Raw genomic sequence first — 20,392 nt, 5'->3', positions numbered from 1 at the left:
GGGGCCCAACCATGGGAACCAGCAGGAATGTTGAGAGGCGTACGATCCTGAAGGCGGCCGGGGCCTCCGCGGCCGTGGTCGGCCTGGGCGCGACCACCGCGTGCGGCGGTGACAGTGGCTCCGGAGACGGGACGGTGACGCTCCGTTACGCGTGGTGGGGTGGCGAGCCGCGCACCATCGCCATCAAGAAGACGATCGCGCTCTTCGAGAAGAAGTACCCGAAGATCAAGATCAAGCCTGAATTCACGGACTATGAGGCGTTCTGGGAGAAGTTCCAGACCCAGGCCTCCGGCGGTAATCCGCCGGACGTTTTCCAGAATGCGGTCGGCTTCCTGCGCAAGTACGACAAGCGCGGCGTGCTGATGGATCTCAAGACGCAGGCGGACGCGGGCAATCTGAGCCTGGACAACTTCCGCAACGGGGTTCTGTCGGCCGGTCAGGCCGACGGCAAGCAGCTCGGTGTGCCCGTCGGCGCCAACACCATGGCGCTGGTCATCGACCTCAAGGCCTTCGAGAAGGCGGGCGTCGAGGCCAAGATGGGCTGGACCTGGGACGAGTACTTCGACGCGCTCCAGACGATCCAGGACAAGCTGAAGATCGCCGGTGACACCGGCTACTTCAGCATCATGTACCTCTACGACCTCTATCTCCGGCAGAACGGCAAGGCCTTCTTCACCGACACCGACCTCGGCTTCACCGAGGACGACCTGACGCAGTGGTGGGAGGACGGCTACAAGCGCGTGCGATCCGGCCTGGTCGCCGACCCGAAGAAGATCGAGCAGGCCAAGCCCAAGTCCGGTCTCTCGGCGGGGCTCGCCGCTTCCGAGTTCACCTGGGACAACTTCTCCATCCGCTACGAGGGCGAGGGCGAGTCGGACTACGGTCTCGCGCCGATCCCCACCTCGGACGGCAAGAACACCGGCCAGTACCTCGGCTCGCTGATGCTGAGCGCCTTCACCGGGACCAAGCATCCCAAGGAGGTCGCCCAGTTCATCGACTTCATGGTCCACGACCCCGAGGTCGGCAAGATCATGGGCTACGACCGCGGCATCCTCGCCACCACCGAGCAGTACGACGCGTTCACGCCCACCGACGACAACAACAAGGGCGTCAAGGCGTACGAGGAAGAGGTCGCCAAGGCCGGCGTCCTCGGCAAGATCACCCCGCACCCGTCCGGCGCCGACGTCATCGAGGCGGCGTTCCTGCGCATCGGCGGCGAGGTCGCCCAGGGCAAGACCAAGCCGGCCGACGCCGCCAAGGCACTGTTCAGCGAGGCCAAGGCCGCGTTCGCGGGCTGAGGGGACGTACCACCATGACGCTCGTCAAGGAAGCGCCCGTGCGCCCGGCCGGGAAGCGGTCCGCCGCTCCCGCCGCCGGGCGGCGCGGGCGGCGCCGCGAGAACCTCGCCGGCTATCTCTTCATGTCGCCGTGGATCGCGGGGTTCCTGCTGCTCACGGCGGGGCCGATGATCGCGTCGCTGTACTACGCGTTCACCAGCTACAACCTGTTCACCCCGCCCCAGTGGGTGGGGCTGGACAACTTCACGACGATGTTCCAGGATCCGCGCTGGCAGAAGTCGGTCGAGGTCACGCTCAAGTACGTCGTCGTGGCCACGCCTCTGAAGCTGCTGCTCGCGCTCGGCGTGGCGCTGCTGCTCGCGCAGAAGCGGCGCGGACAGGGCCTGTACCGGGCCGCCTTCTACATGCCCTCGCTCATCGGGGCCAGCGTCTCCGTCGGCTTCGTGTGGCGGGCGCTGTTCTCGGACGACGCGATCGTGGACCGCGGGCAGAAGATCCTCGGGCTCGACGTGGGCGGCTGGATCGGCAACCCGGACTACGTCATCTACGCCCTGGTCGCCCTGAGCATCTGGCAGTTCGGCGCGCCCATGGTCATCTTCCTGGCCGGCCTCAAGCAGGTCCCGCAGGAGCTGTACGAGGCCGCCGAGGTGGACGGGGCCGGCCCGCTCAGGCGGTTCTGGAACATCACGCTGCCGATGATCTCCCCGGTGCTGTTCTTCAACGTGCTGCTGGAGTCCATCCACGCGTTCCAGGTGTTCGGCTCCGCCTATGTCGTCTCCGACACCCGGTGCGGACCCGCCGACGCCACGCTCGTCTACACCTGTTACCTCTACCAGAAGGGCTTCAAGGAGGCCCAGATGGGCTTCGCCTCCGCGATGGCCTGGACGCTGGTGATCGCGGTGGCGCTCGTCACGGCGGTCCTGTTCTGGTCGCAGAAGAAGTGGGTGCACTACGAGGAGGCCGCCAAGTGACCACCGCCACCAGCCCCGCCCTGCGCACCGCGAACGAGCGGCGGCGCTTCGGCTCGATCGCCTGGCACGTGGGCGCGCTCGCCGTCCTCGCGGTCGTCCTCTATCCCGTGATCTGGGTGGTCGGCGCCTCGTTCAAGCCGAGCAAGGACATCATCGCCAGCCTCGACCTGCTGCCGACCAAGCCGGTCTGGGCGAACTTCTCAGGACTCGCCGACGGTATCTCCGGCATCTCCATCAGCAGCTTCTTCTGGAACTCGCTGATGTACGCCGGCCTCGCAGTGGTCGGTGTCGTGCTGTCCAGCTCGCTGACCGCGTACGCCTTCGCCAAGATCCGGTTCGCCGGACGGAACCTGCTCTTCACCCTGATGATCGGCACGCTTCTGCTGCCGTACCACGTGCTGCTGATCCCGCAGTACGTGCTCTTCCGCAACCTCGAACTCACCGACACCCTGGTGCCGCTGGTCGCGGGCAAGTTCTTGGCCACGGAAGCCTTCTTCGTGTTCCTGATGGTGCAGTTCATGCGCGGTCTGCCGCGTGAGCTCGACGAGGCCGCCAAGCTCGACGGCTGCGGGCATCTGCGCACCTACTGGTCGATCGTGCTGCCGCTGAGCCGGCCCGCGATCATCACCAGCGCGATCTTCACTTTCATCAACGCCTGGAACGACTTCATGGGGCCGCTGATCTACCTCAACACCCCCGAGAAGTACACCGTCTCGCTCGGCCTGATGATGTTCCGCGACCAGGAGGGCATCTCCAACTACGGCAGCATGATCGCGATGTCGCTGGTGGCGTTGGTGCCGGTCATCGCCTTCTTCATGGCCTTCCAGCGCTATCTCATCGACGGCATGGCGACCTCCGGACTGAAGTGAGAAGGGCTGAGGCGGTCACCATGACGCAAGCACACGTGAAGGCCCGCGCACCGCGCAAGGAGTCCCCGCGCAAGGAGTCCCGGCGCAAGGAGCCCGTGTTCGGCGAGCGCTTCGCGGTCTTCGCCGAGACCCTGCTCACCGGCGTGTGGATCGCCGTCGCCTGTCTCGGGATCGTCACCTACCCGGCGGCCTTCGCGGCCGGCGCCCGGCACCTGCGGCGGCGTACCACCCACGAGGGCGGTGGTCTGCGCGAGTTCGTCGCGGACTTCCGGGCGGCCGTGCGCGGCGGGTGGGCCGTCGGGCTCGCCGGGTGGGCGGCGGGCGTCGCGGTCTGGGTGGACGTGCTGGCCGCGCGGGCCGGGATTCCGGGCGGACCGCTCGTCGGAGCCGTCGGCGTCTTCGCGCTGATCGCGGCCACCGTCGCCCTGCTGCGGGCAGCAGCCGTCTGGACGCCGGGCGCGGCCTGGCGGGCGCTGCTCGCGGACGCCGGACGGCGCACCGTACTCGATCCCGCCGGGTCCTTCCTGGTCGTCTGCGGACTGGCCGTCGTGGCCCTGTCCGCCTGGTTCGCCCCGCCGCTGGCGGTCCCCGTCCTGGGGGCCGTCGCGGCGGCCGCCGTCGCCGTGGAGCAGCGCTACCGGCACCGCTGACGCGCGGCGGTCCCCGCACCAGGTCGGCGCCCCGGGCGCCGCACCTCGCGCTGTCATGCCCTGATCACCCACCCCTCGCATTCCCCGTACGGAAGGAAAGGCTGGACTTCTCATGTCTCCCATCCCCCGTAGGTCCATCCTCAAGGCGGCCGCCGTAGCAGGAGCCGCCGCGCAGTTCAGCTGGGCGCTAGGAGCCAAGGACGCGCAGGCCGCCCCCAGAGCCGCCGAGGCCGACGAAGGCCCCGTCACCCTGGACTGGCTGGAAGACGGCGGCCTCGGCGCGGCGCCCGGCTCCACCGTCGGCGTGCCCTGGCCGAAGGGCGCGTACCAGCAGGACCAGACCTTCGCGCTCACGGACGCGGACGGCAAGTCCGTGCCCGTGCAGTCCTGGCCGATCGCCTACTGGCCCGACGGCTCCCTCAAGTGGACGGCCCACGCGGTGAGTTCGGGCAACGGCAAGCTCACCCTCGCCGCCGGCGACTCCGCCGTACCGGAGAAGAAGGTCACCGTCGACAAGAGCGGCGGGACGATCGACATCTCGACCGGCGTCATCACGGCGAAGATCGGCAAGTCCGGCGCCACCCTCGTCAAGTCGGTCACCCGAGGCTCGACGGAGATCGCCAGGAACGGCCGTCTCGTCCTGATCCGCCAGCCCGAGATCGAGGACGAGGACCAGGGCTCGGTCAAGACCGAGCGCTTCGAAGGGGCCATATCGAAGGTCGAGGTCGAACAGGAGGGCCCCGTCCGCGCGGTCGTCCGCATCGACGGCAAGCACCGCAAGGGCAGCCGCAGCTGGCTCCCCTTCTCCATCCGGCTCTACTTCTACGCGGGCGCCGACTCCTTCCGCATGGTGCACACCATCACCTTCGACGGCACCCAGGAGCCCGGCAAGGCCAGCGGCGACTTCATCCGCGGCATCGGCGTGCGCTTCAGCGTGCCGATGCGGGACCAGTCCTACGACCGCCACATCCGCATCGGCGGCGACGGCACCGGCATGCTCCGCGAGGCCGTGAAGGGCATCACCGGACTGCGCCGCGACCCGGGAGCCGCCGTACAGGCCGCCCAGTTCGCGGGCGAGAAGCTGCCCGACCCGTCCACCTGGGACCAGCGGGTCACCACCCGCCTCCAGTACATCCCCGAATGGGGCGACTACACCCTCTCCCAGCTCTCCGCCGACGGCTTCACGCTGCGCAAGCGGACGAAGAACGGCCACGGCTGGATCGGCGCCGGCGGCGGCAAGCGTGCCTCCGGCTTCGGCTACGTCGGTGGCGTCAGCGGCGGACTCTCCTTCGGGCTGCGCGACTTCTGGGAGAAGTTCCCGGCCCAGCTCGACATCCGCGACGCCCAGACCGACGCGGCCGAGGTCACCATGTGGCTCTGGTCGCCCGAGGCACAGCCCATGGACCTGCGCTTCTACCACGACGGCATGGGCCAGGACACCTACCCCGAGCAGCTCGAAGGCCTCAACATCACCTACGAGGACTACGAGCCGGAGTTCGGCACCCCGTACGGCATCGCCCGTACGTCGGAGCTGCTGTTCTGGGCCAACGAGTCCACGCCGTCACCCGAGGCCCTGGCCCAGCAGGTCGAGGCCGTACGCGTGCTGCCGCAGCTCGCCGCCCCGCCCAAGCAGCTCATCAAGGCCAAGGTCTTCGGGCCGGGTCTGTACTCCGAGCCCGACCGCTCCACCCCCGCCAAGGCGAAGATCGAGGACCACCTCGACTTCCTCTTCACCTACTACAAGGACCAGGTGGAGCAGCGCCGCTGGTACGGCTTCTGGGACTACGGCGACATCATGCACACCTACGACACCGTCCGGCACCAGTGGCGGTACGACATCGGCGGCTACGCCTGGGACAACTCCGAGCTCTCGCCGGACCTGTGGCTGTGGTTCGCGTACCTGCGCTCCGGCCGCGCGGACATCTTCCGGTTCGCCGAGGCGATGACCCGGCACACCGGTGAGGTCGACGTCTACCACCTCGGCAAATGGGCCGGTCTCGGCACCCGGCACGGCGTCCAGCACTACGCCGACAGCGCCAAGCAGCAGCGCATCGCCAACACCACGTACCGCCGCTACTACTACTTCCTCACCGCCGACGAGCGCGTCGGCGACCTCATGCACGCCAACGTCGACTCCGACGAGACGTTCCTCGTCCTCGACCCGATCCGCAAGATCCGCACCGAGCCGTACACCCCCGACCGGCACGCGCTGTCGATCGGCTTCGGCACGGACTGGAGCGGGCTCGTGTCGGCCTGGCTGACGGAGTGGGAGCGCAAGGGCCCGAAGTGGGAGAAGGCCAAGGCGCGGGTGCTGTCCACCATGGAGACCATCGCCGCCCAGCCGAACGGGTTCGTGCAGGGCACGGGCCTGTACGACCTCGACACGGGGAAGTTCGCGGTCGCCGCGGAGCCGGTGGTCGGCGTCTCCCACCTGTCCGCGGTGTTCGGGCTCAACGAACTGTGCGCCGAGCTCATCGACCTCGTCGACATGCCGAAGTTCAACGAGGCGTACTTCGACTACTGCCGTTACTTCAACGCCACCAAGGCCGAGCAGGCGGCGCGTTACGGCTCCAACTTCGGCACGCTGCTGCTCTTCCAGGGGCACTCGCGGCTCGACGCGTACGCCGCCGTGCAGACCGGGGACGAGAAGCTGGCCAAGCGGGCGTGGGAGAAGTTCTACAACTCCGACGGGTACAAGGAGTCGGCGCCCTGGAAGACGGAGGAGCTGAGCGGGCCGGCTGCCTTGGTTCCGGGGAGTGAGGCCGCTTGGGTGTCGACGAACGACACCGCGCTGTACGGGCTCGCGGCCATCGAGAACCTGGCGCTGCTGGGGGACCGGATGCCGTGACGGTTCGTGGGGAACTGCGGGACCGTTGTGGCTGGTCGCGCAGTTCCCCACGCCCCTGACGGGGCGCTTCAGCGCATGTTGCCCAGGAAGTCCCGCATCCTTCGGGCGTCCCTGAGGCGTTGCTCGTACGTCGCTCCCAGGGCGAGCAGCAGCAGACCGGCCAGGGCGGGCGGTGCCCAGCGGGGGAGGGCATCGGTCACCTGGACGAGGTACGGGGCGAGTTCGTGCAGCGCGTCCAGGGCGAGGACCGTGCCGCCGAGGAGCAGCGGGGCCTGGAGGTGGTGGCCGGCGCCCAGGAGGGTGAGGGCCAGGGCGGCGAGGCCCAGCAGCAGGGGACGCTTCCAGTCCGGGTCGCCCCACGCCGTGACGAGACTCGGCAGGAGCGTGGCAGCGAGACCGGGGCCGTACGCCGTCCAGGACGAGGCCTGTGGGTCGCGGCGCCTGCGCAGGGCGCCGACGAGCAGCGCAGGGACCGTGACCGGCAGGGTGTACGCCTCGGGCGTGTCGACGTCCCAGGCCGCCAGGCGCACCCAGGTGGCGAGCACGCAGAGCGCGGCGGAGGCGTAGGCGACGGGGCGGCGGTCGGTGCGGATCGCCGTACCGGCGGTGACCACCCCGCACACAGCCAGGACCAGGGCGAGCATCGGCAGGTCGGCCGAGGCCGTGGCCAGCGCGATGGCGAGCAGTCCGGCGAGCGCGCCGGTGATTTCCACCGGGAGCGTCGTGGGCGACTTCCCGAGCCGTGCCGCGAGCAAGGCCGCCGCCACCGGGACCGTCAGGACCAGCAGGGCCGTGTACTGCGGCTGCCAGTCGGCCGCGGCACCTGTGGCGCAGGCGAGCACGGCGGCGTACGCGAGTGCGGTCGACGCCGTGACCGGGGCGAGGTGCGGCCTCCAGGAGGCGCCCGCGAACAGTGCCGTGAGCGAGCAGAGCACGGCGAGCGTCGCGGGCTCGCCGGTCAGGGAGAGGAAGGTGAGGGTGAGGGAGGTGAGAACGGCGAGGACCGTGGCGGTCGGACGCGGGGTGGGGAAGCCCGGGGCGGGGGTCGGCTGAGGGGCCGGACCCGTCTCCGGCCGCTCGGACGGGCGGGTCCACGCGGCTGCCGCGAGGGCGCCGGCCGTGGTGAGGCCGAGGGCCACCAGGCCTGCCACGTACGGGACTTCGAGCACCGACGGCAGCACCAGCGCGGTCGCCCAGGCCAGCACCAGCACACCGGTCAGGGCACGCGGCCGCCAGACGCCGTCCCGTACCGCGAGGACCAGGACCACGGCGACGACGGCCAGGACGACCGGCACCGTTTCCGCGTGGGGCGGCCACGGCATGGACACCGTCACGGCCGCACGCACGTCATCCGGCGCCCCGGACCACACCTGCTCCGCCCACGCGAGCGGACCCAGCAGCGTGACGCCCACCAGGGGCAGCGTCCAGAGCAGGGCGAGTGCCTGCACGGCGACGGAGGCCCGGGTCAGCCCGAGCCGTACCGTCTGCGGCAGCCGGCCCAGCCGCACCGCCGCCAACAGGGCGATCCCGCACGCCAGATACGCCGGAACCGTCCACGCGTCCGGCAGCACGGAGCGGGCCGTACCGCCGACCGCGGCGACCGCGAGCAGGCCGGCGGTCACGGTGAGCCCCGGCGCCTGCTTCTCGGCGACCTGATGCCACGCGGCCGTCAGCGCTACGCCGGCGGCGAGGAGGAGGAGCGCCGCCGCACGGGCGGCGGCGCTCGGGCCGGCGGCCGTCCAGGACAGCCATCCGGCGGCACACACGCCCCACGCGCCCATGCCGTACGCACCGGTCATCGCGGTGATCCGTACGGACTTCGCGGGCACCCGGAGCGCCACGCCCGTGTCGAACCCGGCCGTCACCAGCACGGCCGCCGTGATCCCGGACAGGCCGGCGTCGGCCGCCACCGCCCAGAGCGTCAGGGGCAGTTGGGCGGCGACCAGGGCGGCGGGCAGGGGCAGACGCAGCGTGGAGGCGCGCGGCAGCAGGGCGTACGCCGTCCACAGGGCGGCCAGCGCGGCGGAAGCGGCAGCGACGTAACCCGTCGCGTCCACGTCGGTCAGCGCGACCTTGTGCAGGGCGTACGCGTCGAGCACGGTCAGCGCGAGTCCGAGACCCGCCACCGATTCGGCCGTCGACCGCAGCCCGCGCTTCAGCAGCGGCACCGGCGCGGCCAGCACCGCCACCGTGATCCCGCCGAGCACCAGGGCCCGCCCGGTGATCCCCAGGTGCCCCCAGCTGACCAGCGTGAACGCCATCGCGGCGATGGTGAGCAGGACACCGCCGAGCACCAGCAGCACGTTCTGGACCCGGGGCGCCGAGGTCTCGGGGCGCCGGGATACGACCGGCGGCGGAGCCGAGGCCGGCATGGCCGCCGTGTGCAGGGCCGTGACCAGCCAGGCGCGGCGGTGCAGCAACTGGGCCCGGCGGGCGTCCAGTTGGCGCAGCTCGTGGTCGAGGAGCCGCAACTCCTCGGCCGGTGGCGGAATGTGCGTCATGCCTGGAGTGTGGCCCGCGTCACGCCGCACGGCATGAGTGCGGGTACTCAGAACCTACTCAGATACGGGGGAAACCCGCCGCGCACGGGCAGACTCGTGCCATGGACTGGAGCCACTACCGCTTCCGCAGCCTGTGGGCCCTGCCCGCCCCGCCCGGCGTCGTCCACGACCTGCTGGCCCAGGCCGAGGACTACCCGCGCTGGTGGCCCCAGGTGCGCGAGGTGAACCGGATCGACGACACCAGCGGTGTGATCACGATCCGCTCCCTCCTGCCGTACGACATCACCTTCACGGCGCGTGAAGTGCGGCGGGACCGCGCGGCCGGGATCGTGGAGATCGCCATGACCGGAGACCTCGAGGGCTGGGCGCGCTGGACGATCACCCCGCACGGCTCCGGCACCCTCGCCCGCTACGACCAGGTCGTCGACGTGAACAAGCCGCTGCTGAGACGGCTCGCGGTGCCGGGACGCCCCTTCTTCCGCGCCAACCACCGGCTGATGATGCGCGCCGGACGGCGGGGGCTCCTCGCCGACCTCGCCGGTCGGCGGGAAGCGGTTTGAAGGAAGCGCGCCGGGACCTGTATTGTTCAGTCCGTTCCCGGGCGATTAGCTCAGTGGGAGAGCGCTTCGTTCACACCGAAGAGGTCACTGGTTCGAACCCAGTATCGCCCACCGGGAAAGGCCGGTCCGCCGCAGCGGACCGGCTTTTTTGTTGCCCGGCTCCTTGTCGCTCGGCATTCCGTCGTTCCGGACCGCCTAGGCCGCCGCCGGCAGATCGGGGCGCAGTGGCCACGCCGGGTCCACCGCCTCGTCGCTGCCGCTGCGGGCGAACCACGCCTGGAGCCCGCGAGCCTGCGCCGCGTGCCACACCGCCTGCAGCGTGTGCAGCTCGGCCGGTGACAGACGCTCCAGCCGGGCCGCGAAACGACGCCCCACCGCCCGTACGACCTCCAGCGAGGCCAGTGCGTCGGCCGCCGCGTCGTGTGCGCCGTCCAGCGCGACACCGTAGTGCTCGCACAGGTCCGTCAGGGTGCGGCGACCCTTGCGGTAGCGGTCCAGGTGTTTGTCCAGGACCCGTGGATCGAGCACCAACAAGGGCGTCGCCTCGAACCAGTGGTCCAGGGACGAGGCGCGGTGGCGACGCAACTCGCGGTCGAGCAGCGTCAGATCGAACGGCGCGTTCATCACCACCACCGGCCGTCCCCGGGCCGCCTGTTCCGCCAGCTCGCCGGCTATCTCATGCACCACCGGCGCGGGCCAGCGGCCGTTGCGCTGCAGATGCTCCTCCGTCAGTCCGTGCACCGCCGTCGCCGCCTCCGGCACCGGCACGCCCGGGTTCACCAGCCACCGGGTCACCCTCGGCCGGGTCCCCGGGGCGTCCTGGACGACGACGGCCGCCGAAACGATCCGGTCGGTCTCGACGTCCACGCCTGTCGTCTCCGTGTCGAATGCCGCCAGCGGGCCCTCATACCAGCACGCCATACCTACACAACCCCTCGTTCACCGACGGCAGCTGACGTTCCGTCTTCTGCCCGTTTGGTGATACCCGGGCCGTTTGCGGCGTACGCCGGAAGGACACAACAGGAGTGCGGGTCTTTGCAGTTCAGCGGCCCGCCACGGGGATTCACTTTGCTTGGAAGGCTGTTGGCCATGGCGATAGCGCAGCCCGAGCGGGGCGGGCTGCTGCCCGAACGAACGGGCCCCCATCGCGGTTCACTCGCCACTACCGCCTGCATGGAGACACTGCAGGTGGGCTATCTGCACGCGGTCGCGGCGGCGTCCGGGTGCTCGCTGTCCCAGCCATTTCCGGACAACGGCATCGACTGGCACGTCAGTCACGGCTCGCCCGGTCACACGGTCGACGACGAGGTGACCATAAAGGTGCAGCTCAAGGCCACCTACCAGCTCGCGCCGAACCCGCCGGGACGCTTCTTCTCCTTCACGCTCGACAACGACCACCTGGCGAAGCTCGCCCGCACGCCGGTCTCGGTGCACAAGATCCTCGTCGTGATGATCGTCCCGCGCTTGCAGGAGCAGTGGCTGCGGGCCGGCCACGACCGGCTCGACCTGCGGCACTGCTGCTACTGGGTCAACCTCGCCGGCCACGCCATCACCGGCCGGCGCCGCACCACCGTGCGCATACCGACCTCACGCATCTTCGACGACCGGGCGCTCTGCGAGATCATGACGCGGGTCGGGACCGGAGGCAGACCATGACGCACCGCCCGCTGGAGGAACCCGTACGCCCAGTGCGGCCGCACCCGGTCGAAGCGTCCTGGGACCGTCCCCCCGACCCCGGCGACGTCGACCCCGCCGTGCTCAGCGCCCTGCTGCGCCGGCACGGCTGGCAGCGGCGCGGGGGAGCGGCGGGGCGCTACGGCCGCTGGACCCCGCCCGGGCCGGGCGGCAACGGCACCAGCCTGCTCGTGCCCGAGTCCCGTGCCTTCCCCGACAGTGACGACCTGCTCGGCGAGGCGCTGATCGCCCTCTCCCGCAGCGGCACGCCCTCCGCCCGTGAGGTGCTGGTCGGGCTCGCCGTGCCCAGCGACGAGGTCCGCTGGTGGCGGGACGCGCCCAGCGGACCGGCCGGGGCCGCGCCCTGGACCGTCGAGGAGGAACTGCGCACCGGTGCCCGCCAGATGCTCCTCGCCGCGGCGCTCGCCACGCGCGCGCGGGCCGGCTACTACGGCGCCCGGCACCGCCGCGCCGCCGCCGCGATGCTGGAGAGCGTCCTCGTCGGCTCCGGAGCCGGCGGCCGCCACCTCGCCGCCTTCGTGCCCGTCGGCACGGGACGACCCCTCGCCGTACGCCTCCACCAAGCCCTCTACGCCGCCCGCGAGGCCATCGACTACCAGCGGGCCACCGGCGGCATGGACGCCTTCGACGGTGCCGTCGAGGCGGGCGTCAGCCGCGAGCTCACCGAAGCGCTGGTGGCGTTGGTGCGCGGTACGGAAGGCGCGCGCGTCGCCGTCGAGTGGGCACCCGCGGCCGGAGTGCCCGAGGACTGCGCGCGCGCCGTGGAACCCGTCGAGTTCTCACCGGGCGACCTGCCCGTACTGCGCGAGGCCGCCGCCCGCTATCTGCGCGAGGAACCCTCCGTACCGGTCAGGATCACCGGCACCGTCGTACGGATGCGCAGGTCCGGACCGCGCGGGGAGGGCACCGTACGCCTGCGCGTCCTCGCGGGCGCCGAGGTGCCGCACGTCCGGCTCACCCTGGACGAGGAGTCGTACCGCATCGCGGGGCACGCGCATCTGGTCGGCCTTCCGGTGCGCGTGCACGGGCGGCTGGAGAGCCGGGGCGGGTTCCGCAAGGTGACCGGGGCCTCCGGGGTCGTGCCGGTGCAGGTGGACGAGGCGGAGCGGGACCGGCTGATGAAGTCGCTGCAGGAGGATCTGGACTTCTTCGAGGGAGCGTGTGGCGGGGAGGACGCGGAGGACTGACGGGGACCCCCAGCTGGGACGCCCTGTAGGGGCGGGGAACTGCGCGACCAGCCACGATGGCGCCGCACACGACCCCCGACCGCTCACGCCCCTCCCCAAGCGGCAGCGCAACCGTTTCGCGGGCAGGTGGGTGAGGTCGGTACGATCGCGTAATGCGCGCGCTCCTGGTATGGCGCCGCACCCCCCTTCAGTCAGGAGAGACCGGTGTCAGACGTCCGTGTGATCATCCAACGCGATTCCGAGCGGGAAGAGCGCGTGGTGACGACGGGCACTACGGCCGCCGACCTCTTCGCCGGCGAGCGCTCGATCATCGCCGCGCGCGTGGGCGGCGAGCTCAGGGACCTGTCGTACGTGCTCGGCGACGGGGAAGAGGTCGAGGGCGTCGAGATCTCCTCCGAGGACGGGCTCAACATCCTGCGCCACTCCACCGCGCATGTGATGGCGCAGGCCGTGCAAGAGCTCTTCCCCGAGGCCAAGCTGGGCATCGGCCCGCCCGTCAGGGACGGCTTCTACTACGACTTCGACGTCGAGAAGCCGTTCACGCCCGAGGATCTCAAGGCCATCGAGAAGAAGATGCAGGAGATCCAGAAGCGGGGGCAGCGCTTCTCCCGTCGTGTCGTGACCGACGACGCGGCCCGCGAGGAGCTCGCAGCCGAGCCCTACAAGCTGGAGCTGATCGGCCTCAAGGGCTCCGCCTCGTCCGACGACGGCGCGGACGTCGAGGTCGGCGCCGGTGAGCTGACGATCTACGACAACCTGGACGCCAAGACCGGCGAGCTGTGCTGGAAGGACCTCTGCCGGGGTCCCCACCTGCCCACCACCCGCAACATCCCGGCGTTCAAGCTGATGCGCAACGCCGCCGCCTACTGGCGCGGCAGCGAGAAGAACCCGATGCTCCAGCGCATCTACGGCACCGCCTGGCCGTCCAAGGACGAGCTGAAGGCACACCTCGACTTCCTCGCCGAGGCCGAGAAGCGCGACCACCGCAAGCTGGGTAACGAGCTCGACCTGTTCTCCATCCCGGAGCAGATCGGCTCCGGGCTCGCCGTCTTCCACCCCAAGGGCGGCATCGTCCGCCGGGTCATGGAGGACTACTCGCGCCGGCGGCACGAGGAAGAGGGCTACGAGTTCGTCTACACCCCGCACGCGACGAAGGGGAAGCTCTTCGAGACCTCGGGGCACCTGGACTGGTACGCCGAGGGCATGTACCCGCCCATGCAGCTCGACGAGGGCGTGGACTACTACCTCAAGCCCATGAACTGCCCGATGCACAACCTGATCTTCGACGCGCGCGGCCGTTCCTACCGTGAACTGCCGCTGCGCCTCTTCGAGTTCGGGACCGTGTACCGGTACGAGAAGTCGGGCGTCGTGCACGGCCTCACGCGTGCGCGCGGCTTCACCCAGGACGACGCGCACATCTACTGCACCCGCGAGCAGATGTCGGAGGAGCTCGACAAGACGCTCACCTTCGTCCTCGGCCTGCTGCGCGACTACGGTCTGACCGACTTCTACCTGGAGCTGTCCACCAAGGACCCGGAGAAGTTCGTCGGCTCGGACGAGGTCTGGGAAGAGGCCACGGAGACGCTGCGCGAGGTCGCCGAGAAGCAGGGGCTGCCGCTGGTCCCGGACCCGGGCGGCGCCGCGTTCTACGGTCCGAAGATCTCCGTCCAGGCCAAGGACGCCATCGGGCGGACCTGGCAGATGTCGACCATCCAGCTCGACTTCAACCTGCCGGAGCGCTTCGACCTGGAATACACCTCGGCGGACGGCTCCAAGCAGCGACCGGTCATGATCCACCGCGCGCTGTTCGGCTCGATCGAGCGGTTCTTCGCGGTGCTGCTCGAGCACTACGCGGGCGCCTTCCCGGCGTGGCTGGCCCCGGTCCAGGCGCTCGGCATCCCGATCGGTGACGGGCACGTGGACTACCTGGAGAAGTTCGCGGCGGCCGCGAAGAAGAAGGGCCTGCGGGTCGAGGTGGACTCCTCCTCCGACCGTATGCAGAAGAAGATCCGCAACGCCCAGAAGCAGAAGGTGCCCTTCATGGTCATTGCGGGCGACGAGGACATGGCGAACAACGCCGTCTCCTTCCGCTACCGCGACGGCTCGCAGGAGAACGGCATCCCCTTCGACGAGGCCATCGCGAAGATCGCGCAGGTCGTCGAGGAGCGGGCGCAGGTCTGATCCGGCCGCAGGCGTGTGTCGAGGGCCCCCGGGGAGTTCAGCTCCCCGGGGGCCTTTCGTCGTCCTCGCGGGAGAAGGCGTGCAGCAGCCACGAGGCGAAGGTGCCGGTCACGGTCCCGAGCAGGCCCAGTCCCACGGCCATGATCCCTACGGCGATCAGCCGCCCGCGGACCGTGACGGGGGTGAAGTCGCCGTAGCCGACCGTGGCCAGCGTCGAGCACGTCCACCACAGGGCGTCCCCGAAGCTCCGCATGGTCGCGCCCGGTGCCCCGCGCTCCTGGTGGTAGACCGAGAGGGCTCCTGTGAAGCCGAGGAGGACGGTGGACAGGCCGGCGTAGACGATCACGCGTGCGTGCACGGTGAGCCGGGGCCGACCGTGCCGGCGCTGGAAGCTGTCGTGTGCCTTGACGATCTGCAGCGGCCGCAGCAGTGGCAGGAACAGCACCACCGTGTCCAGCGGGTGTCGCCGGACGAAGCTCCAGCGCTGTCCGCTGAGCAGCCAGCGCACGGCGTAGTCGACACCGAACAACGCCCAGGCCGTGAAGGTCAGCGCCAGGCAGAGGTCGAGCACGGCGTCCGTGAGATGACCATGGCCCAGGACCCGGATCGCGTACGAGGCGAGGAAGACCAGGGACGCCACACCGAGAGGGGTCTCGGTGCGCTGCTGCCAGCGTGCCAAGCGGCTGTCGTCGTCCACCGGCCAAGCTTGGCTCGGGCCGACCGGGTGCGAGCCCCGGCGACACGCCGCGAACGGACGAAGCCATATGCTGCACGCATGACGAGTGAGCCGGAGCAGCAGTGGGGAGTGGGGATCCAGGACGCGTTCCAGCGCCTGTGGACGCCCCATCGGATGGCCTACATCCAGGGTGAGAACAAGCCGACCGGTCCCGGAGCGGACGACGGCTGCCCCTTCTGCTCGATCCCGGCCAAGTCCGACGAGGACGGGCTGATCGTCAAGCGCGGCGAGCAGGTCTACGCCGTGCTCAACCTCTACCCGTACAACGGCGGCCACCTGATGGTCGTGCCCTACCGCCACGTCGCCGACTACACCGACCTCACCGAGCCGGAGACCATCGAGCTCGCCGCCCTGACCAAGCAGGCGATGACGGCCCTGCGCACCGCCTCCGGCGCCCACGGCTTCAACATCGGCATGAACCAGGGCACGGTCGCCGGCGCCGGCATCGCGGCCCACCTGCACCAGCACATCGTCCCCCGCTGGGGCGGCGACACGAACTTCATGCCGGTGGTGGGCCACACACGGGTCCTGCCCCAGCTCCTGGCAGACACAAGGAAGATGCTGGCGGAAGCCTGGCCCACGTCCTGACCCCGGTCCGGCGACCGATCAGCCTGTCCGGCGACCAACCAGCCCGTCCGGCGTTTGAGGACGAGGCCCGAAGGGCCGACAGCGGGGGTCTGGGGGCGCAGCCCCCAGAGGACGCCGCCCAGACCCACCTCACTCAGACCCGTCTCACCAGACCGACCCCACCCGCTCAACCGCCGGAGGCCTACGCGTCGTAGACGTCGGCCTTCCTGGGTGACGGATCCTGCACTGCCGTACTCAGGAACGACGACCGCGTACCGAACTTCTCCGTGTCCACGCCGTTCTCCGCCAGCACCTTGATCGCCGAGGCATGCACCACCCGCAGCACAGGGGTGGCCGCACGCAGCGCGTCGTCGGCCATGAACCGGTGCCGCCACGGCTGATCCGCCCACGCGTGCCGCAGGCCGAACGGCTCGGGCAGTCCTATCGTCCCGCCGAGCCAGTTGAGCAGCGGGGGATACCAGGAGATCGGGGCGCGGACCGCCAGCCGGACCACCTCGTCGGTGTTGACCAGCGGCAGCTTCACCTTGCGGGTCTCCCACGGCTTGAACGACTTGCTGACCTCCTTGGTCGGCGCCTCGGGCTTCTCCTGGAACAGCCCGTTCACCGGGCCGAGAGCGTGCCCGGTCACCTCGATGCGCAGCGTTTCGTGCAGCACGGTCACCGTGATCAGCATCGTGATGATCAACTGGCCGTCCCACAGCGTCCACTGGACGCCCAGGTAGTGCCGGTCGCCGCTGCCGAACTGCTGCTTGTTGCAGATGTCCTGTATGGCGTGCGACTTGACCTGGTACGCCTCGACGTCCGTGCCCTCCGGCCGGGAGACGGCCTTGGCGCCTTCGGCGATCGGTGTGACGACCCAGTGCCGTATCGAGGGCTTCGGGAAACCGCCGGTGTTCAGCGGGCCGCGCTCCAGCATGCGCAGCTGGTCGTGGATCGCACGGATCACGTCCCAGCTGCGGAACGGATGGATCTCCCGGGTGGGGTCGGCCGGCACCAGGTCCTCCGCCAGCTGCCAGCTGCCCCAGCGCGTGCCCATGCCGAGTATCCCCTTGGGGCCGGCGTAGAACACGGAGTTCGACTGCTGCTCGGCGCTCAACTTGGCCAGGGACTGGCGCAGTTGCTCGGCCTGGGTCTCGGTGGGGCTGGTCGGCACCGCCTCCGGCACCTTCGCGCCGACGCTGCTGCCGGCCAGCAGGCTGTCCCAGCGCTCCCGCAGATCCCTCGCCGTGCGCTCGCAGACCTGCTTGGCCCAGAACCAGCCGACCACGGGCATGAGGACCGAGGCCCGCGCATACCAGCCCCAGAAGCCGCTGAACGGCATGCGCAGCAGGAACAGCACGGCGAGCGCGCCCGCCGCGACGAGCAGCACGGAGGCCAGGGCGCCGCCGCGCTTCTCGTCCCGCTTGACGATGGTGGTGCGCAGCGTGAAGACCAGCAGCCAGACCAGCAGTCCGGGCAGGAACAGCACCCCGCAGATCACCATGATGGCGCTGAGCATCCGGTCACGGGCCTTGCGGATGTTGTTCGCGGCCAGACAGTGCTCGACGACGACCTGCGGCTCGGTGCCGAAGGACTGGATCAGGGGCTTGCGACCGCTGCCGAGCATGCGGTCGACCACGGCCCGGGAGAAGGCCTCACCCAGGTTGGGCCGGAAGATCTTCGCCCAGCTGCGGCCCGCCTTGACGTCGGTCTGGTGCCATTCGTTGTCGGCCTTCTTGATGTCCTCGAACGCATTGTCCCGGTAGGCCGCCGAGGCCAGCGCGAACGTCGCCGTCTGACCCTCTCCGGCCGTGCGCGGTACCTGCGGACCGAAGATGTCCGCGTAACCGCTCTCAACGGTCATTCCCGCCCCCGATCGCCGCACTGTCGCTTCTGCGGCCTTCCCGACTTCCGTGCTGCGCACACCTGTTGATCAATGATCAGCGTATCCCCCGCCACTGACAATCGTCGGCGGACGGCCAATGCCGCCCGCCGACGCGGAGGGGGTCTTCCGCAGGCCACTCGGTGGCGCCGGGCGCCAACTACGAGGCTTCGCGCGCCTCTTCACGAATCCTTTCCGCGATCTGCGCCGGCATCGGCTCGTGCCGGGCGTACGCACGGTTGAAGCGCGCGGTGCCGTGCGACAGCGACCGCAGGTCGACGGCGTACCGCCCGATCTCGATCTCGGGCACCTCGGCCTTGATGACGGTGCGGCCGCCGCTGGTCTGCTCGGTGCCCAGGACGCGGCCGCGCCGCCCGGACAGGTCGCTCATCACGGCGCCCACGTAGTCGTCGCCGACGAGGACGGACACCTCGGCCACCGGCTCCAGCAGATGGATCTTCGTGTCGGCCGCCGCCTCGCGCAGCGCGAGCGCGCCGGCCGTCTGGAACGCGGCGTCGGAGGAGTCCACCGAGTGCGCCTTGCCGTCGCGCAAGGTGACCCGGATGTCGACGAGCGGATGCCCGGCCGCGACTCCCTTGGCCGCCTGGGCCCTTACGCCCTTCTCCACCGACGGGATGAACTGCCGCGGCACCGCGCCGCCGACGACCTTGTCCACGAACTCGATGCCCGAACCGCCCGGCAGCGGCTCCACCTCGATCTCGCAGATCGCGTACTGTCCGTGGCCGCCGGACTGCTTCACGTGCCGACCGCGGCCCGCCGACTTGTTCGCGAACGTCTCCCGCAGGGAGACCTTGTGCGGCACGACGTCGACCTGGACGCCGTACCGGCTGCGCAGCCGTTCGAGGGCGACGTCCGCGTGCGCCTCGCCCAGGCACCACAGCACCACCTGGTGGGTGGCCTGGTTCTGTTCCAGCCGCATCGTGGGGTCCTCGGCGACCAGCCGGGACAGGCCCTGCGACAGCTTGTCCTCGTCCGCCTTGCTGTGCGCCTGGATGGCGAGCGGCAGCAGCGGGTCGGGCATCTGCCAGGGCTCCATCAGCAGCGGGTCGTCCTTGGCCGACAGCGTGTCGCCGGTCTCCGCGCGGCTCAGCTTCGCCACGCACGCCAGGTCACCGGCGATGCAGTGGCTGAGCGTGCGCTGCTGCTTGCCGAAGGGCGCCGACAGCGCGCCGATCCGCTCGTCGACGTCGTGGTCCTCGTGCCCGCGGTCCTCCAGGCCGTGCCCGGAGACGTGCACCGTCTCGTCGGGGTGCAGGGTGCCGGAGAAGACCCGGACCAGCGAGACCCGGCCGACGTACGGGTCGGACGCGGTCTTCACGACTTCCGCGACCAGCGGCCCGTCCGGGTCGCACAGCTTCAGCTCGCGCGGTGTGCCGTCGACCGTGGTGACCGAGGGCGCCGCGCGCTCCAGCGGCGTCGGGAACCCGCGCGTGATGAGCTCCAGCAGTTCGACCGTGCCGAGCCCCTGCCGGGCCCCGTCGGTCGCGGGGGCGGCGGCCAGGACGGGGTGGAAGGCACCCCGCGCGACAGCCCGTTCCAGGTCCTCGATGAGTGTCTTGACGTCGACCTGCTCGCCGCCGAGATACCGGTCCATCAGGGTCTCGTCCTCCGACTCGGAGATGATCCCCTCGATCAGCCGGTTGCGGGCCTCCTCGATCCGCGGCAGCTGCTCCTCGCCCGGATCGGACTCCTTGCGCTCGCCGGACGAGTAGTCGAAGAGCTGCTGCGACAGCAGCCCGATCAGACCGGTCACGGGCGCGTGCCCGTCCGGTGCCTGGGCACCGTGCAGCGGCAGATACAGCGGGAGCACCGCGTCGGGGTCGTCCCCGCCGAAGGCCTCCGCGCAGATCCGCGTCATCTCCTCGTAGTCGGCCCGCGCGGACTCCAGATGCGTGACGACGATCGCGCGGGGCATGCCGACGGCCGCGCACTCCTCCCACACCATGCGGGTCGAGCCGTCCACGCCGTCCGAGGCCGAGACGACGAAAAGGGCCGCGTCCGCCGCGCGCAGACCGGCCCTGAGCTCCCCGACGAAGTCGGCGTATCCGGGAGTGTCCAGAAGGTTGACCTTGATGCCGTCCCATTCGACCGGCACCAGGGAGAGCTGCACCGAGCGCTGCTGCCGGTGCTCGATCTCGTCGTAGTCCGAGACGGTGCCGCCGTCCTCCACGCGGCCCGCCCGGTTCACCGCCCCCGCCGTCAGCGCGAGGGCTTCCACCAACGTGGTCTTGCCCGATCCGGAGTGGCCGACCAGCACCACATTCCGTACGGACGCGGGGTGGTCGGCCGCCGTAGCCCTGCCGGCGGCTCCGGGGTGTGCGTTCGCCTTGTCGCCCATGATCCTGCCTCCCGTGCACGGTGAGGTCACTGTGGGCGCGGACATACGGATCCGCGTGCGATGGCGGCTCCGATGACGCCCGCGGTCC

The 20,392-nt window shown here is 70.4% G+C and carries 15 protein-coding genes and 1 tRNA gene; 11 read left to right on the top strand and 5 right to left on the bottom strand.

The annotated features are described in order from the left end of the window. The first annotated feature begins 11 nt into the window (after positions 1–11). From ACFZBP_RS30775 to ACFZBP_RS30755, 5 genes are all read left to right on the top strand, one after another. The gene (locus ACFZBP_RS30775) at positions 12–1,298 is read left to right on the top strand and encodes an extracellular solute-binding protein (protein WP_391417808.1); all 1,287 of its coding nucleotides are present in this window, start codon (positions 12–14) and stop codon (positions 1,296–1,298) included. 14 nt (positions 1,299–1,312) lie between these two features. Then, positions 1,313–2,269 carry a carbohydrate ABC transporter permease gene (locus ACFZBP_RS30770; RefSeq protein WP_383459133.1) on the top strand — a complete coding sequence of 319 codons (957 nt, stop codon included), beginning with the start codon at positions 1,313–1,315 and terminating at the stop codon, positions 2,267–2,269. After that, positions 2,266–3,138: a carbohydrate ABC transporter permease gene (locus tag ACFZBP_RS30765; RefSeq protein ID WP_383459130.1), complete on the top strand. Its 873-nt coding sequence runs from the start codon at positions 2,266–2,268 to the stop codon at positions 3,136–3,138. Before ACFZBP_RS30770 ends, ACFZBP_RS30765 begins: the two co-directional genes overlap by 4 nt. Before the next feature lie 20 nt (positions 3,139–3,158). After that, positions 3,159–3,788, top strand: a complete 630-nt coding sequence (locus ACFZBP_RS30760; protein ID WP_383459126.1) for a hypothetical protein — start codon at positions 3,159–3,161, stop codon at positions 3,786–3,788. Positions 3,789–3,900: 112 nt separating this feature from the next. After that, positions 3,901–6,636 (top strand): Tat pathway signal sequence domain protein, encoded by a 2,736-nt coding sequence (locus tag ACFZBP_RS30755; RefSeq protein ID WP_391417804.1) that lies wholly within the window; start codon positions 3,901–3,903, stop codon positions 6,634–6,636. 68 nt (positions 6,637–6,704) lie between these two features. On the opposite strand, the gene ACFZBP_RS30750 is transcribed toward ACFZBP_RS30755, so the two are convergent. Then, a complete protein-coding gene (locus ACFZBP_RS30750) occupies positions 6,705–9,137 on the bottom strand; it encodes an SCO7613 C-terminal domain-containing membrane protein (protein ID WP_391417802.1) in 2,433 nt (810 codons plus the stop codon). Positions 9,138–9,238: 101 nt separating this feature from the next. On the opposite strand from ACFZBP_RS30750, the gene ACFZBP_RS30745 reads away from it, so the two are divergent. Together ACFZBP_RS30745 and ACFZBP_RS30740 are read left to right on the top strand one after the other, a co-directional pair. After that, positions 9,239–9,697, top strand: a complete 459-nt coding sequence (locus ACFZBP_RS30745) for an SRPBCC family protein (protein WP_391417800.1) — start codon at positions 9,239–9,241, stop codon at positions 9,695–9,697. A gap of 39 nt (positions 9,698–9,736) precedes the next feature. After that, positions 9,737–9,808 (top strand) — tRNA-Val (locus tag ACFZBP_RS30740). An 84-nt stretch (positions 9,809–9,892) separates the two neighbouring features. Here the strand turns inward: ACFZBP_RS30740 and ACFZBP_RS30735 are convergent. Continuing rightward, positions 9,893–10,618: a 3'-5' exonuclease gene (locus ACFZBP_RS30735; RefSeq protein WP_383459113.1), complete on the bottom strand. Its 726-nt coding sequence runs from the start codon at positions 10,616–10,618 to the stop codon at positions 9,893–9,895. A 168-nt stretch (positions 10,619–10,786) separates the two neighbouring features. On the opposite strand from ACFZBP_RS30735, the gene ACFZBP_RS30730 reads away from it, so the two are divergent. From ACFZBP_RS30730 to thrS, 3 genes are all read left to right on the top strand, one after another. Next, positions 10,787–11,353 (top strand): DUF4365 domain-containing protein, encoded by a 567-nt coding sequence (locus ACFZBP_RS30730; RefSeq protein WP_391417798.1) that lies wholly within the window; start codon positions 10,787–10,789, stop codon positions 11,351–11,353. Further along, positions 11,350–12,579 carry a hypothetical protein gene (locus ACFZBP_RS30725; RefSeq protein WP_391417796.1) on the top strand — a complete coding sequence of 410 codons (1,230 nt, stop codon included), beginning with the start codon at positions 11,350–11,352 and terminating at the stop codon, positions 12,577–12,579. Before ACFZBP_RS30730 ends, ACFZBP_RS30725 begins: the two co-directional genes overlap by 4 nt. A 204-nt stretch (positions 12,580–12,783) precedes the next feature. After that, entirely contained in the window at positions 12,784–14,760 is a 1,977-nt protein-coding gene (thrS, locus tag ACFZBP_RS30720; RefSeq protein WP_391417794.1) for a threonine--tRNA ligase, read from the top strand. Between the two features lie 37 nt (positions 14,761–14,797). On the opposite strand, the gene ACFZBP_RS30715 is transcribed toward thrS, so the two are convergent. Continuing rightward, complete coding sequence (locus ACFZBP_RS30715; RefSeq protein WP_383459104.1) at positions 14,798–15,457, bottom strand: potassium channel family protein; 660 nt, start codon at positions 15,455–15,457, stop codon at positions 14,798–14,800. 78 nt (positions 15,458–15,535) lie between these two features. Between ACFZBP_RS30715 and ACFZBP_RS30710 the strand changes: the two genes are divergently transcribed. Continuing rightward, a complete protein-coding gene (locus ACFZBP_RS30710; protein ID WP_383459099.1) occupies positions 15,536–16,084 on the top strand; it encodes an HIT family protein in 549 nt (182 codons plus the stop codon). 181 nt (positions 16,085–16,265) lie between these two features. On the opposite strand, the gene ACFZBP_RS30705 is transcribed toward ACFZBP_RS30710, so the two are convergent. Together ACFZBP_RS30705 and ACFZBP_RS30700 are read right to left on the bottom strand one after the other, a co-directional pair. Further along, positions 16,266–17,927 (bottom strand): hypothetical protein, encoded by a 1,662-nt coding sequence (locus ACFZBP_RS30705; RefSeq protein WP_383459096.1) that lies wholly within the window; start codon positions 17,925–17,927, stop codon positions 16,266–16,268. A 178-nt stretch (positions 17,928–18,105) separates the two neighbouring features. Continuing rightward, on the bottom strand, positions 18,106–20,304 hold the full coding sequence (locus ACFZBP_RS30700; RefSeq protein ID WP_391417791.1) for an elongation factor G-like protein EF-G2: 2,199 nt from the start codon (positions 20,302–20,304) through the stop codon (positions 18,106–18,108). Positions 20,305–20,392: the final 88 nt, after the last annotated feature.

The sequence above is a fragment of the Streptomyces sp. NPDC008086 genome (assembly GCF_042957325.1).
In the GTDB taxonomy this organism is placed as follows: domain Bacteria; phylum Actinomycetota; class Actinomycetes; order Streptomycetales; family Streptomycetaceae; genus Streptomyces.
This window is presented reverse-complemented; position numbering and strand designations above follow the sequence as displayed.

What these genes read in the sequence shown, in the direction of transcription:
- ACFZBP_RS30760 (WP_383459126.1), top strand. Translation starts at nt 3,159, where the DNA reads ATGACGCAAGCACACGTGAAGGCCCGCGCACCGCGCAAGGAGTCCCCG.
- ACFZBP_RS30700 (WP_391417791.1), bottom strand. Translation starts at nt 20,304, where the DNA reads ATGGGCGACAAGGCGAACGCACACCCCGGAGCCGCCGGCAGGGCTACG.
- ACFZBP_RS30750 (WP_391417802.1), bottom strand. Translation starts at nt 9,137, where the DNA reads ATGACGCACATTCCGCCACCGGCCGAGGAGTTGCGGCTCCTCGACCAC.
- ACFZBP_RS30710 (WP_383459099.1), top strand. Translation starts at nt 15,536, where the DNA reads ATGACGAGTGAGCCGGAGCAGCAGTGGGGAGTGGGGATCCAGGACGCG.
- ACFZBP_RS30735 (WP_383459113.1), bottom strand. Translation starts at nt 10,618, where the DNA reads ATGGCGTGCTGGTATGAGGGCCCGCTGGCGGCATTCGACACGGAGACG.
- ACFZBP_RS30770 (WP_383459133.1), top strand. Translation starts at nt 1,313, where the DNA reads ATGACGCTCGTCAAGGAAGCGCCCGTGCGCCCGGCCGGGAAGCGGTCC.
- ACFZBP_RS30745 (WP_391417800.1), top strand. Translation starts at nt 9,239, where the DNA reads ATGGACTGGAGCCACTACCGCTTCCGCAGCCTGTGGGCCCTGCCCGCC.
- ACFZBP_RS30755 (WP_391417804.1), top strand. Translation starts at nt 3,901, where the DNA reads ATGTCTCCCATCCCCCGTAGGTCCATCCTCAAGGCGGCCGCCGTAGCA.
- ACFZBP_RS30775 (WP_391417808.1), top strand. Translation starts at nt 12, where the DNA reads ATGGGAACCAGCAGGAATGTTGAGAGGCGTACGATCCTGAAGGCGGCC.
- ACFZBP_RS30705 (WP_383459096.1), bottom strand. Translation starts at nt 17,927, where the DNA reads ATGACCGTTGAGAGCGGTTACGCGGACATCTTCGGTCCGCAGGTACCG.
- ACFZBP_RS30730 (WP_391417798.1), top strand. Translation starts at nt 10,787, where the DNA reads ATGGCGATAGCGCAGCCCGAGCGGGGCGGGCTGCTGCCCGAACGAACG.
- ACFZBP_RS30725 (WP_391417796.1), top strand. Translation starts at nt 11,350, where the DNA reads ATGACGCACCGCCCGCTGGAGGAACCCGTACGCCCAGTGCGGCCGCAC.